Source organism: Veillonella montpellierensis DSM 17217, from assembly GCF_000426745.1.
Lineage (GTDB): Bacteria > Bacillota > Negativicutes > Veillonellales > Veillonellaceae > Veillonella > Veillonella montpellierensis.
In genome coordinates, this window is record NZ_AUFY01000011.1 from 43,552 (window position 1) to 57,036 (window position 13,485).

Genomic DNA, 13,485 nt, shown 5'->3' on the forward strand with positions numbered 1-13,485 from the left:
GATTTCCACGTGGTATCACTAGATATGGTATACTATAAGGGATGTATTATTAATAGAAAGAGGCCCCTATGTTTGAATTTTTTGATTCTATAAAACTATCCATTGATAAAGGTTTTTTTGCTGTTGAAAACATTCAATATTGGTTAATAGCACATATAACTGATTTATTATTAGCCATTGTTACATTTGTTATAGGGCAAGCGATTGCACGGCTGTTAAGACGGGCCATCGATCGAATTATTGCGCGCACAAAATATGATAAGACAGTCATGAACTTTGTCAGCCAAATTGTGTATTACATGATGATTGCCGTTGTTGTCTTGATGGCAGCAGATCAAATGGGCATTCCTATGACATCCTTTATAGCTGGTTTTGGTGCTATCGGTATCGGTATTGGCTTAGCATTGCAAAATAATATGTCTAATTTTGCATCTGGCTTAATGATACTTTTTTTTCAAACCTTTAAAGTAGGCGACTATATCGTAGTTGACGGCGCAGAGGGAACTGTTAAAAATATTCACCTCATGAATACAGCCATTGTAACAAGAGAAAACAAAACTGTATTTATTCCTAATTCTTTATTGACCTCTCAAAAATTAACGAATAGTAGCTATATGAAGAAACGGTACATTCAGTTTGTCTTTGATATTAGTTATGATAATGATCATCATAAGGCGATTAAGTTGTTAAAAGAAATTTTTAAAGCGAATAAATTAGTGTTAAATGCGAATCACATGGAAATTGGTATTATTGCTTTTGGCGACAATTCGGTACAAATTAGAGCCATGCCATTGGTGAAAAATGAAAATTATTGGGCCGTCTACTATCGTACTATGTCAGAAGTGAAAGATAAATTTGACGCTAATGGTATTGATATTCCATACCCACAGCGTGTGGTATATGTAAAGGAAGCTGTGGAGAACACACAAGAACCTGTAAGTGATGTGAAAGAAACCGCTTCTGATATAAAAAATACACAAGCTTAGCACTTGCGTAGCATGAATAGATAGGATATAAAAAACGAGTCATACAGACTCGCATGAAAGCGTTGCTATGTAAATCGATATGGTTGATAATGAGGTAGGTACAATATGTAAAATACTATTAATTATAAACATATATGTGAAAGATGTAAGCCTACAATCGTGTAGATTATGTATGGATGGTATGTATCGGCTACCATCGCATAGATAGAACGTTAGAATTGTGAATGTGTAGTTAGTAGAAGTGAGCGTGTGTATATGAAAGAAAGTTTTTTATTTGCCTTTCTGCATCGCATGAAATATATTCAGCGATGGGGGTTAATGCGTAATACGGAAATAGAAAATATAAAGGAACATAGTTTAGATGTAGCTTTTATAGCACATAATCTGGCATGTATTAGCAACCATTATTATGGCGGACACATTGATGCGAATGAAGTAGCAGTTAAGGCTATGTTTCATGATGCTAGTGAAGTATTTACAGGCGATATGCCTACGCCGATTAAATATTTTAATGCTACATTGCGACAATTATACGGAGATATTGAAAAAGCGGCACAACATAAATTATTAGAGACCTTACCAGAACCCTTACAACCAGATTATGAACCGTTAATTTGTGAAGATGCAACATCAGCTACTGGTCGATTTGTAAAAGCCGCAGATATTTTGGCAGCCTATATGAAATGTGTGCGCGAAGTACATGCTGGCAATGATGAATTTCAAGAAGCACATGATAGTATTTTGGCAAAACTACGAGCCTTAGATATGCCAGAAGTAGATTTATTTTTACAGTTATATAGTAAGCCATTAAGCTATTCCTTAGATAAACTTCATTACTATCATATAGATAGTGCTAAGGCAAAAGAAGACACCTAGTGGCTATACTAGGTAGAATCTTTTTTAGATTTAATATACGCTTCGTTGCGTAGGAGAATTTTTTTCCCACGCCATGAAAAAGCGCGATGCCCATACCGCTCTTTGAATTGTTTATTAGTCATATTGGCTAGTTCTTCGGTTGATACCTGTGGCTCTATATGACGAAATTCGGCAAACGGAGTGATAGGAAGATGCGCGTTATGAGGACATACTTCTTGACAAATATCACAACCGAATAGGAGCGGTGTTTTTCCAATAATCTGTTGTTCCGCTTCAGATAAATCTCCCTTTTTCTGTGTTAAATAGCTTTTACAAGTGTGATAATGAAAATGATCGGCTTGGAGGGCTTGACCTGGACAAGCTTGTAAACAACGGTTACAGCCTAAACAAGTAGCATGTAATGGCCTATCCGGTTCAAAGGGAATAGATGTTAAGATCGTTCCGATAACCACATAGGATCCTAATGAAGGATGAATAAAACAGTGGTTTTTTCCGTAAAATCCGAGACCTGCTAAATAAGCCATGTAGCGATCAGCTAAGGGGGATGTATCACAATGGATTTCAAATTCTGCAGATGGCTCCTCTTGCTGCAAATAGGATATAATTTGAGAAAGATAGTGAGGTACTACTAGATGGTAATCTGTGGCCCATGTATAACGCGCTATATTGGATGGCTTGTTTGTAGGTACATAATAAGGAAATAAGCATACAATGGCACAACGAGGATTCACAAGTGTGGTATTTCCTTGTAAGCGTGCCTGTAATTCACTGGCAGTAAAGGGACAAGGATCTTGTTCGAAGAGAATGCGACGTGCTTCTTCCATAGGAAGTGGCCAAGGAGCGATTCCTACAGCGTGAATATGTAATTGTTGGCAATAGTCTATCAATTTTAATTTGTTCATTATAATAGTATTATAACATTGAGAGAGGTATATATGTTAGCTTTTGTAAAAGTTTTACAACCTAAAACACTAGAGGAAGCATATCAATTATTTATAAAACATAAGACAGCCCCTTTATTAGCAGGCGGCTGTTGGTTACGATTGGGAAAACGACGATGGCCACTAGTGATTGACATGAGTCAATTGGGACTTGATTATATACGACTCGATGAAAAAGAACGTGAAATTTGCATTGGTGCCATGGCTACACAAGGTGACGTGGAACGGGATACATTATTACAGTCTGTAGCCCACGGTTTATTACCCCAAGCAGTACATGAAATTTTAGGAGTGCAGTTTAGAAATATGGCTACTATGGGTGGGTCTGTAGCAAGTCGATTCGGATTTTCCGATATAATTCCTCTCTTATTAGCCTTGCGGGCCGATGTGGTCTTATATCATGGGGGGCGTATGTCCTTAGAATCATATATGACGTGGAAAGAACGAGATATTCTTGTAGAAATCCGTATTTTTTGTGATCCTCCAGCTGTAGCTATTGATACTCTGCGTAATTCTCGCGGTGATTTCCCTTATTTAACGGGGGCGATTCGTTACGATACAGAAGGCTATGCCCTATATATTGGTGCACGACCTGGTGCACCCGTTAAGGCGGTAGAAGCCAGTAATCTATTAAACAATATAGGGCCTCAGGTGGTCTGTAAAGCAGGTGAAGTAGCAGCGAACGAGTTGACATATCAGAGCAATTCTCATGCATCATCAGCGTATCGGCAAGCCATGGTGGTAGGCATGGTTCGTCGATTAGTATCGGAGGTAGACAAATGGAAGTCGTGTTAACAGTAAATGGCAAACAACATCATATATCGATTGAAACAGATGAAATGCTATTGACCACATTACGTAAATTAGGCTATTTCAGCGTTCGTTGTGGTTGTGATACTACGAATTGTGGCTTGTGTACCATTTGGATAGACGGAAAAACCGTATTATCTTGTGCATACCCTACTTTTAGAGCCACCAATCATGAGATTACGACCTTAGAAGGGTTAGAAGTAGAGGCCAGCAAGTTGGCAGCTTGCTTAGCCTCTGAAGGAGCAGATCAATGCGGATATTGTACGACGGGCATGATGATGAGTGCACTTATGTTAAAGGCACATGCTGAACATCCTACCGATGAGGAAATTAAAGAATATCTCATTGGTAATTTATGCCGTTGTACAGGGTATGAATCACAATTGCGAGGTATAAAAAAATATTTAGAGGGGGATTTAGAATGAAACATATTGGAAAGTCCTATGATAAAGTAGATGCCCATGCTATTTTATCAGGAAAGCCAGCGTATACAGCTGATTTCATTCCGCCCAATGCACTTATCATAAAAGTGTTGCGTAGCCCCTATGCAATGGCAAAAATTATAGATATTGATACAACCCTAGCCATGAAAATACCTGGTGTAGAAGCGATTTTTACCTATAAAGATGTGCCATCGCATCGGTTTACCTTGGCAGGACAAACCTATCCAGAACCTTCTGCTTATGACGCTCTTATTTTAGAGCAAACGGTACGCTATGTAGGGGATGAAGTGGCTTTGATTGTAGCCGTTGATGAAATAGCAGCTATGAAAGCAATGCCACTTATTAAAGTAAAATATCAAGTTCTTCCTCCAGTTCTTGATATGCATACGGCGATTGATCATGAAACAGTCATTCACGATGAAGATGACTATTTTGTCAACTTTCCTGTAGGAGAAAATCCGAAAAGAAATATTGCTTGTTCCTATAATCACACGGTGGGGGATATAGAGAAAACCTTAAAAGAATGTGATTACATAGTAGAAGGCACCTATTCGAATCAAGCTACGTTACAGTCTGCGATGGAAACCTTTCGAAGTTTTTGCACCATCGATCATTTGGGACGACTATGCATTACGAGTTCTACGCAAATCGTGTTCCATGTACGGCGACACATTGCCAGAGCGCTAGGGATCCCAGCCTCGAAAATCAGAGTCATTAAGCCACGCATTGGTGGCGGATTTGGGTCTAAGCAGACAGCGGCTACAGAGATTATGAATGCCTTTGTTACGTGGAAACTACAAAAACCATCGGTAATTATCTACAGTCGTGAGGAAGCTAATACTTGCACTACCAGCCGTCATGCTAGGGACTGGACAATTCGATTGGGTGCCACAAAGGATGGTATTATCAAAGTCATTGATATGCATGCCATTACCGACGCAGGGGCTCATGCGACGCACGCCTATACGACTACGACTGCAGGAGAACATAAATCGGTTCCCTTGTACAATAAGGTTGTGGCTGGACATTATGGGTCTGACTGTGTGTACACCAATCACACACCAGGTGGCGCATTTCGTGGCTATGGCGCGACAGAAGCATTATGGCCCCTAGAGTCCGCCGTTAGTTTGTTAGCACATCGTATGGGTGTTGATGAAGCGGATTTACGAAAGAAAAATTTAATTCATGCAGGAGAAACCAGCATTTTCTATGAACCTGGTGAAATTATGACATCTGGATTATTTGAGGGAGCCTTGGAAAAAGCACGCACCATGGCACGGTGGGATGAACGACCACATAGCTGGCAAATTGATGAACGTTATCGCGGTGGACTAGGAATGGCACTAGCTTTGCAAGGATCGGGCGTGGCGAATATTGATACAGCCTCTGTGGAAATTCGCGTCGGTGATGATGGCTATTATACTTTATACACGGGGTCTTCTGATATGGGAATGGGATCCAATACTGTATTGCGCCAAATTGCCTGCGAAGTGTTAGGCTGTCCTGTAGAATATATGAATGTGATTGAATCGGATACAGATGTAGTTCCCTTTGATCCTGGCTCGTATGCATCGAGCACAACCTATGTAACGGGTACGGCCGCCCATATGGCAGCTACAGAATTGCGAGAAAAAATTATACAAGCCTTTGCTAACTACTTTCATACCTCGGTAGATCAAGTTGAATTTGATGGTGTGAAAGCTAGCACTAGCGATGGTACAGAGGAGTTATCATTAAAGGACTTAGCCCCTACATTGCTAGTAGGTACACAGTGTCAACAATTGATGGCCACTGCTTCCTGGGGGAGTTCTATATCGCCACCACCGTTTATGGTTGGTATAGCAGAAGTTAAAGTTGATACCTATACAGGTAAAGTTATTCTTACTAATTTTTATGCCGTCGTTGATTGTGGAACGATTATTAATCCTAATTTAGTTAGAGTACAAGCTGAAGGTGGTATTGTACAAGGCATTGGGATGGCTTTATATGAAGATGTTCGTTATAGTAAAAATGGTCGCAAGGAAACGGCGGGATTTATGACCTATAAATTGCCAACGCGTCAAGATATTGGTGATATTCATGTAGGATTTGTTGAATCTTATGAACCAAGTTCGCCAGTAGGGGTTAAATCAATCGGGGAAGTAGTGATTAATACGTCGGCACCAGCAATTCATAATGCCATTTATAATGCGGTAGGTGCTGATGTTACCACATTGCCTATGACACCAGAAAAAGTGTATATGGCGATGAATGAAGAATATAAGGCAATGTAATGCTATCATAGCCATGAGGGATAGATAATGACAAGACACATCGTACTATGGAAACAATTGATGATTCCAGGCATTACCGCCTTAGTAGGAGCAGGAGGTAAAACAACAGTACTATCTAAACTCCTTTTTTATGGCCAGCTCATAGGAAAAGAGACAATGGTAAGTAGTACCACTAAAATGTATGAATCACAAATTGCCACATGGAATCCCTATTATGGTGACAATCTGGCAGAGGCAGAAACATACTGCACTAGCGCTATGGCTCGTAAAGGGTATGCCGCTTGGTTTCATTCTGTTACTAATACAAAAGCAATAGGTCTTAGAGGAGAATACATTGATAGCATTCATAGGAAACATCCTCAATGGCACATAGTGGTGGAAGCAGACGGAGCCAAAGAAAAATGGCTGACCGCTCACAGAAGGACAGAACCGATGATTCCTACTATGACAAGACGAACGATAGGGGTGGTGAATTTACAAATTCTAAATCAAACACTTACTCCGCTCTATATACATAATCTACCGCTGTTGCTACAACTTTTAGATGTACCGGTTGGCACTGCGATGACACCCGATTTGTTAGCACGTTTCGTAGGCCATGCACATGGATTATTTCAATATGCCAAAGGTGAATATATTCTGTTTTGTACGGGTGCCGATACGGTTGATAAAGAGAAAATTCAAAAATTTATCGCCTTGCTACCTACTACGATTACTATGATTGTGTTGGCCAAGGGATATGAAGAGAATTGTCAGATTGATAAGGTGATACAATGGCATTAGGAATTATTATATTGGCTGCTGGTGATTCGAAACGAATGGGGACTTGCAAAGCCTTGTTACCTTGGAAATCTAAGACGATACTTGACCATATATGTGTTGCCTTATCAGGTGATGGTGATTACGACGTAGTTCGCTTAGCAGTTGTTAATGGAAGAGAGAAAAAATTGACATCCATTGTAGAAGAGTATGGGTTTTCTACTGTCATAAATGATCAACCAGAATGGGGACAAGGCTATTCAATTCAATTAGCCATGCGAGCAGTAGATGAAATAGAAGCACAAGAAAATAAGCGTATAGATGGCGTTTTATTCTCCGTCTGTGATCAGCCCCTGTTGTCGACTATGGTAGTAGAAAGCATAATAGAAACTTTTTATGATGTACGTAGCAAAAATCCTAGGGCTATTGTTATTCCTCAATATAGAAATGTTTTTGCCGCAGCGAATCCCGTTGTATTTAGCCCTTATTGGTTTTCACGATTACGTCAGCTATCAGGTGATGTAGGGGGCCGTTCAATTATCTATGGTGAAGGGAAAACATCGTGCGTATATGTGCCCATTCATCGTGATGAAGGCATAGATGTAGATACGATGGAAGAATACCAATTACTATATGATACATACCATAGATAAGAGTCAACGAAAGAGACATGAGTAATAATTGTATTCCTATATGACACATAGTATAGATACGTATAGCTATGAATCATCTAACATGATAGTTAGATACAATATATGTTAGTATAGTACTAGATAGGATTGTATAAAGAGAGGCAACAATGAAATCATTAGTATTAGTTCGTGGCGGTGGAGATATTGCATCGGGGATCATTTATCGATTAGTGCGTTCAGGGTATCGAGTAGTGGTGAATGAAATTGCCATACCTACAATGATTCGACGAGAAGTTTGTTATGGTACGGCGGTGCATAAAGGCGTAGTCACGTTGGAACGACTTACCGCAGAATGTGTACCCTTGACAAGGGTACAAGAAATTTTATTACGTGGACATATTCCAGTAGTCATCGAGCCGTATAGGGATCTATTAGATATATTAGAGCCACGAATTGTGGTTGATGCTATTATGGCAAAAAAAAATTTAGGGACCCGTGCAGATGATGCATCCTTAGTAGTCGGTGTAGGCCCTGGATTTATAGCGGGTGAAAGTGTTGATGTAGTTGTAGAAACTATGCGAGGACATACATTGGGGCGTTGTATTTACGAAGGCAGTGCCATTCTTAATACGGGAGTACCTGGTAATATAGGGGGATATACACATGAACGGGTTATGCATTCACCATGTGTAGGTCTATTTACGGCCAAACGACATATTGGGGAAACTGTAAAAAAAGGTGATACGCTTGGCTATGTAGACGATACACCTATTACAGCCAAAATTACAGGTATACTAAGAGGTATTTTAACGAGTGGATTGATGGTTACAAAACATTGTAAGTTGGCCGATATCGATCCTCGTTGTGAAGAGTTTCATTGTTATACAATTTCAGATAAAGCGTTAGCTGTTGGTGGTGGTGTTGTAGAAGCTGTGGAATCATGGTATTGCACAAAAGGAAGAAACCTATGAAAACAATTTATGATGCAATGAAAAGACAATTACAATCTCGAGAAGATACGTTCCTCGTGACGGCCTTGACAGGCACACGCAAAGGGGATCGTGTTATTTATGAAAAATCGGGTGTTACTATTTATGGAGAACCTTTCGTAGGATTCTCATTAGGCGATGCTAAGGTGAATGAGTTGATAGTAGCTGATCACGTTGAATATTTTGTGCAAGCTATCGAGCGTGATCCAGAGGTGCTTGTGATGGGAGCAGGACATGTGAGTCGCGCTATTTCTGATATATTGTTATTTGTCGGTTGTGCAGTAACTGTTGTAGATGATAGACTTGATTACTTGCGACCAGAATTTTTCGATGCTGCTGTGCATCGTGTCCATTGTGATATGACATGCTTAGAAGAATCCTTAGTGTTATCTAAGTATACCGGATTTATCATTGTTACGCGGGCACATGAATATGATACGATTTGTCTTAATCAGTTGCGGACGCAATTGCCTACATATATGGGCGTTATGGGTAGTCGAAAACGGATTCATTATGCCTTTGAACAATTGAGACATGAAGGATGGACCGAAGAAGAGTTAGCACAGATATATGCACCGATTGGGCTTGATATTGGGGCACAAACACCAGAAGAAATTGCTCTGTCAATTGTCAGTGAATATTTAGCGGTTACACGCAATAAACGAGGAGGTACGTTACGTAGCCCCGCAGTATAACTAAATGGTTAATAGGAGGCGTAACAGAATATGATACGAGAGATGATTGAATATTTGGGGGAGCGACCACATGATACACTAGCGGTAGCAACTATTGTATGGACCCAAGGATCAACACCACGAAAAGCTGGTGTTAGCATGGTAGTGCATCCTAATGGTACTACCTTTGGCACTATCGGTGGTGGTCGTGCAGAATATGAAATTCGTGCTACTGCGTTAGATGTGTTGCAACACCGAGAAACATGTAGACGAATTCGGGTGTCCTTAGATGACGATGAAGCGGTTAAAGAAGGCATGGTGTGTGGCGGTACAATGGATGTATGGATTTCAGCACAATATGAGTAGAGATTTTACAGGCCTAGTAAAATAAGGTAAAATGAAACAGTACATGGTAATATAGTATGTATATTCCTTGATTCAATATGATAAGGAGTACATTTATGGGAATTCACTTTCAAACATTGTTAGAAACATTTCGCCTCATGGATGTCGTTGACATTCTAGTGGTGGCGATGTTCCTTTATTTTTTATATAAATTATTAAAAGATACACGGGCCGTATCCTTGGTGAAAGGCTTATTTATACTTGGCGTTGCTAACGTTCTTGCCCATATGCTCGATCTATATGTGGTGAGTTGGCTCTTACAACAAGGTATGACAGTTATTTTGTTTGCCTTGCCAGTCGTCTTTCAACCAGAACTGCGACGTGCGTTAGAACAGCTAGGACGTGGCCGTATTTTTGCCAAAGCCCAAGATGTAAGCGAAGCAGAAATGGATGCGGCTATTTCTGAAGTTATGGCAGCGGCGCGCGTCATGTCGCGCGATCATACAGGGGCATTGATGGTATTTGAACGAGAAGTTGGCTTAGGCGATTATATTGATACAGGCGTAGCATTAGATGCCAAGCTTTCAAGAGAACTACTAAAAAATATATTTGTTCCTAGTACACCGTTACATGATGGGGCCGTGATTATTAAAAATGGACGCATTATGGCTGCTGGTTGCCTATTACCGTTGACAGAAGATCGATCACTTAGTACAGAACTAGGCACAAGACATCGAGCCGCTATTGGCGTAACTGAACAGACGGATGCAGTAGTAGTGGTAGTCAGTGAAGAAACTGGTAAAATTTCTTATACCTATGGTGGACATATTTATCGCCATTTACCAGAAGAACAAATTAGAGAGGCCCTTCATACATTTATGGAACGCCCACGTCAAACAATGACAGGTATATGGAAATGGGGGGCACGCAAATGATAAAGATATTGACACATATTAAACATAATTGGGGTGCTAAAATATTAGCGGTCTTAGCGGCTATTGTGATGTGGTTCTTTATTATGCGAGAACAAAATCCGGTCATTGAAGCTTCCTATACGATTCCTGTACAAGTGCAAAATCTGAATGCCCATTATGTAGCCGATGGATTGCCTCATGAAATTCGAGTACAACTAAAAGGGCCACGCAATACAATTTTAACGATGAATGATAAATTGATGAAAGCCTATATTGATTTAGCAGAAGTGAAACCGGGACAAAGTAATATACCGATTATTTTTACCCCTCCATCTGGCACAACGGTTGCTGATATGTCACCTGAAACCGTTACCGTTACCATTGACGAATATGCAGAACGGACTGTACCAGTAGAAATTATTCAGATTGGTAAATTGCCAGATGACATGGCAGTGCAAAAAATAACAGTTATGCCAAAGACAGTCCTTATTAGTGGACCTAAGGCAAAAGTTAATAAAGTAGCGCATGTTATATTAAAAGTAAACATGTCGGAACAAACGAAGAGTTTTACCCAAACAGGAAAATTAGAGGCCGTTGATATTGATAGCAAGACGATACCAGTTACAATTTCTCCTACACAGGGACAAGCTCAATTTGAATTGACCAAAATACGAACCGAAAAAGCCTTTCCTATTACGGCGAATGTAGTAGGCGTACCAGCTGATGGATGTACTGTAAAAGCAACTACCGTTACACCAGCACAAATTACTATATACGGTAAAGAAGAATTACTGAATAGTATGACCGATATAAAAACACAACCCATTGACATATCTGGTGTTGAATCGACAGTAGAAGGAACCTATAATCTACTTTTACCATCTGGTTTAACGAGTGCTATAACAACGGTAAAAGTGAAAATTGAAATTATAAAAGATGCCATGGCGAATTCCTATTCGTTATAGTGGTATAGGATACTATATCTTATGGGCTTAGAACGCTCATAAGATATAGTATTGTTTAGCTGATCACATCTGTTATAGTAATACCTCACGTATGGCAGATACAATATAGGAGAAGTATATGATTAGACTTATTAATTTTCGTGTACCTGTTACGGTACAAACAAAATTAATTCAGTTATTAGAAAAGAAATATGTGCCCTTACGTGGATCCATTACACAAATTCATGTAGTTCGTCGTGCCGTAGATGCACGCAAGAAACCACATATTTATTTTGTGTACACATTGTTTTTAGAAGTAGATCATGAGGAAAGGGTGCTTCACCAACTAAGAAACGATAAAAATATTAGTAAAATGAACCCCGAAAAGCCAAAACCTATTTCCCATGGCGTACAAACGTTACAGCATCGACCAATCGTGATTGGATTTGGCCCAGCAGGCATGCTGGCAGCCTTTTATTTAGCACGTGAAGGATATAGACCTATCGTATTAGAACGAGGGCAAGATGTAGATACACGTACGGCAGATGTGGAGAATTTTTGGAAACATGGTACGTTTAAAAAAGAATCGAATGTACAATTTGGTGAAGGCGGTGCTGGCACATTTTCAGATGGCAAATTGACAACGAGAATTACTCATCCTCGTTTGCATGAAATCGCTCAATATTTCGTAAATTTTGGCGCCCCAGAAGAAATTTTATATAAGCATAAGCCACATGTGGGAACCGATATATTACGGGGTATGGTGAAAGCCATGCGCCAACAGATTATCGATTGGGGTGGCGAAGTGCGTTTCGGCGCTAAAGTGACGGACCTTGTCATTGAAAATGGGAGCATTGCAGCAGTGGTTGTCAATGACAAAGAAAAAATTTCCACATCCATTGTACTACTCGGCATCGGTCATAGTGCTCGAGATACGTATGAAATGATGTACCATAAAGGTGTCGATATGGTGGGGAAAGCCTTTGCCATAGGTGTTCGTATTGAACATCCGCAAGATATGATTGACCGCTCTCAATATGGCATGGATCCTACGGATCTAGGACTTGGTGCGGCAGAGTATTCTCTGGTGTATCATGATAGTCAAACAAAACGAACCTGTTACAGTTTCTGTATGTGCCCTGGTGGACACGTGGTAGCGAGTGCTTCGGAAGAAAAACACGTAGTTACGAATGGCATGAGCTTATATGCTAGAAATACGGGAATTGCAAATAGTGCGTTAGTGGTTACCGTGGGACCAGATGACTTTGGCACACATCCATTAGCAGGTGTAGAGTTTCAACGAAAATGGGAACACAAGGCCTATGAATTGGGCGGTGGTACATATCAAGCGCCCATACAAACGATTGGCGCCTTTTTAAGAAATACCATAGAAGACATAGAACCATCTGCACTCTACTCATATAAGCCAGGAGTCGTGGCAAGCAATCTCCATGACTGCTTACCACCATATGTAACGGAAGTAATGGAGCGCGCGTTGCCGTATTTTGGACAACGCATACAAGGCTTTGATGATGAAAATATATGCATGACTGGTGTAGAAACTAGAACATCTGCACCGCTAAGGATTCAGCGTAATGAACAACGAGTTTCCTCTAATGTACATGGATTGTATCCGATGGGAGAAGGCGCTGGTTATGCAGGAGGTATTATGAGTGCCGCTTTAGATGGTGCTGAAACAGCAATTATGGTTATGGCAGAATTTGCTAAACCGAAAGAGATATGATAAGGTAGTTTCTATGATATGTACTAGTATGATGATATACTAGAATGAATTATAGTCTGTAAATGACTGATGTAACTATATAAAATCGGTATGTACCTGTATAGTTGAATCGATACATACCCGTGTAACGCCCTAATACAATAGAATCATGATGA

14 protein-coding genes are annotated in these 13,485 nt (G+C 40.1%); 13 read left to right on the plus strand and 1 reads right to left on the minus strand.

Annotated features, from left to right (window positions below; translation table 11 throughout):
- The first annotated feature begins 68 nt into the window (after positions 1-68).
- Together K357_RS0104365 and yfbR are read left to right on the plus strand one after the other, a co-directional pair.
- Positions 69-986 (plus strand): mechanosensitive ion channel family protein, encoded by a 918-nt coding sequence (locus K357_RS0104365; RefSeq protein WP_028257622.1) that lies wholly within the window; start codon positions 69-71, stop codon positions 984-986.
- A gap of 255 nt (positions 987-1,241) precedes the next feature.
- A complete protein-coding gene (yfbR, locus tag K357_RS0104370; protein WP_028257623.1) occupies positions 1,242-1,862 on the plus strand; it encodes a 5'-deoxynucleotidase in 621 nt (206 codons plus the stop codon).
- Positions 1,863-1,870: 8 nt separating this feature from the next.
- On the opposite strand, the gene K357_RS0104375 is transcribed toward yfbR, so the two are convergent.
- The gene (locus K357_RS0104375) at positions 1,871-2,764 is read right to left on the minus strand and encodes an epoxyqueuosine reductase (protein ID WP_028257624.1); all 894 of its coding nucleotides are present in this window, start codon (positions 2,762-2,764) and stop codon (positions 1,871-1,873) included.
- A gap of 33 nt (positions 2,765-2,797) precedes the next feature.
- Here K357_RS0104375 and K357_RS0104380 point away from each other — a divergent pair, with 33 nt between their 5' ends.
- From K357_RS0104380 to K357_RS0104430, 11 genes are all read left to right on the plus strand, one after another.
- Positions 2,798-3,598, plus strand: a complete 801-nt coding sequence (locus tag K357_RS0104380) for an FAD binding domain-containing protein (protein ID WP_028257625.1) — start codon at positions 2,798-2,800, stop codon at positions 3,596-3,598.
- The gene (locus K357_RS0104385) at positions 3,583-4,038 is read left to right on the plus strand and encodes a (2Fe-2S)-binding protein (RefSeq protein WP_028257626.1); all 456 of its coding nucleotides are present in this window, start codon (positions 3,583-3,585) and stop codon (positions 4,036-4,038) included. Before K357_RS0104380 ends, K357_RS0104385 begins: the two co-directional genes overlap by 16 nt.
- A complete protein-coding gene (locus K357_RS0104390) occupies positions 4,035-6,329 on the plus strand; it encodes a xanthine dehydrogenase family protein molybdopterin-binding subunit (protein WP_028257627.1) in 2,295 nt (764 codons plus the stop codon). Before K357_RS0104385 ends, K357_RS0104390 begins: the two co-directional genes overlap by 4 nt.
- A 27-nt stretch (positions 6,330-6,356) precedes the next feature.
- Entirely contained in the window at positions 6,357-7,112 is a 756-nt protein-coding gene (gene yqeC / locus K357_RS0104395; RefSeq protein WP_028257628.1) for a selenium cofactor biosynthesis protein YqeC, read from the plus strand.
- The gene (locus K357_RS08825; RefSeq protein ID WP_051212104.1) at positions 7,103-7,741 is read left to right on the plus strand and encodes a nucleotidyltransferase family protein; all 639 of its coding nucleotides are present in this window, start codon (positions 7,103-7,105) and stop codon (positions 7,739-7,741) included. The genes yqeC and K357_RS08825 overlap by 10 nt, the downstream gene beginning before the upstream one ends.
- 146 nt (positions 7,742-7,887) lie before the next feature.
- Positions 7,888-8,691, plus strand: coding sequence for a selenium-dependent molybdenum cofactor biosynthesis protein YqeB (gene yqeB / locus K357_RS08830; RefSeq protein WP_038113582.1), 804 nt, complete (start codon positions 7,888-7,890; stop codon positions 8,689-8,691).
- Complete coding sequence (locus K357_RS0104410; protein ID WP_028257629.1) at positions 8,688-9,404, plus strand: XdhC family protein; 717 nt, start codon at positions 8,688-8,690, stop codon at positions 9,402-9,404. Before yqeB ends, K357_RS0104410 begins: the two co-directional genes overlap by 4 nt.
- A gap of 30 nt (positions 9,405-9,434) precedes the next feature.
- Positions 9,435-9,749, plus strand: a complete 315-nt coding sequence (locus tag K357_RS0104415; RefSeq protein WP_028257630.1) for an XdhC family protein — start codon at positions 9,435-9,437, stop codon at positions 9,747-9,749.
- Positions 9,750-9,844: 95 nt separating this feature from the next.
- Positions 9,845-10,663: a diadenylate cyclase CdaA gene (gene cdaA / locus K357_RS0104420; protein WP_038113585.1), complete on the plus strand. Its 819-nt coding sequence runs from the start codon at positions 9,845-9,847 to the stop codon at positions 10,661-10,663.
- Complete coding sequence (locus K357_RS0104425; protein ID WP_342341415.1) at positions 10,660-11,607, plus strand: CdaR family protein; 948 nt, start codon at positions 10,660-10,662, stop codon at positions 11,605-11,607. The genes cdaA and K357_RS0104425 overlap by 4 nt, the downstream gene beginning before the upstream one ends.
- Positions 11,608-11,725: 118 nt before the next feature.
- On the plus strand, positions 11,726-13,330 hold the full coding sequence (locus K357_RS0104430; RefSeq protein ID WP_028257633.1) for an NAD(P)/FAD-dependent oxidoreductase: 1,605 nt from the start codon (positions 11,726-11,728) through the stop codon (positions 13,328-13,330).
- Positions 13,331-13,485 lie beyond the last annotated feature (155 nt).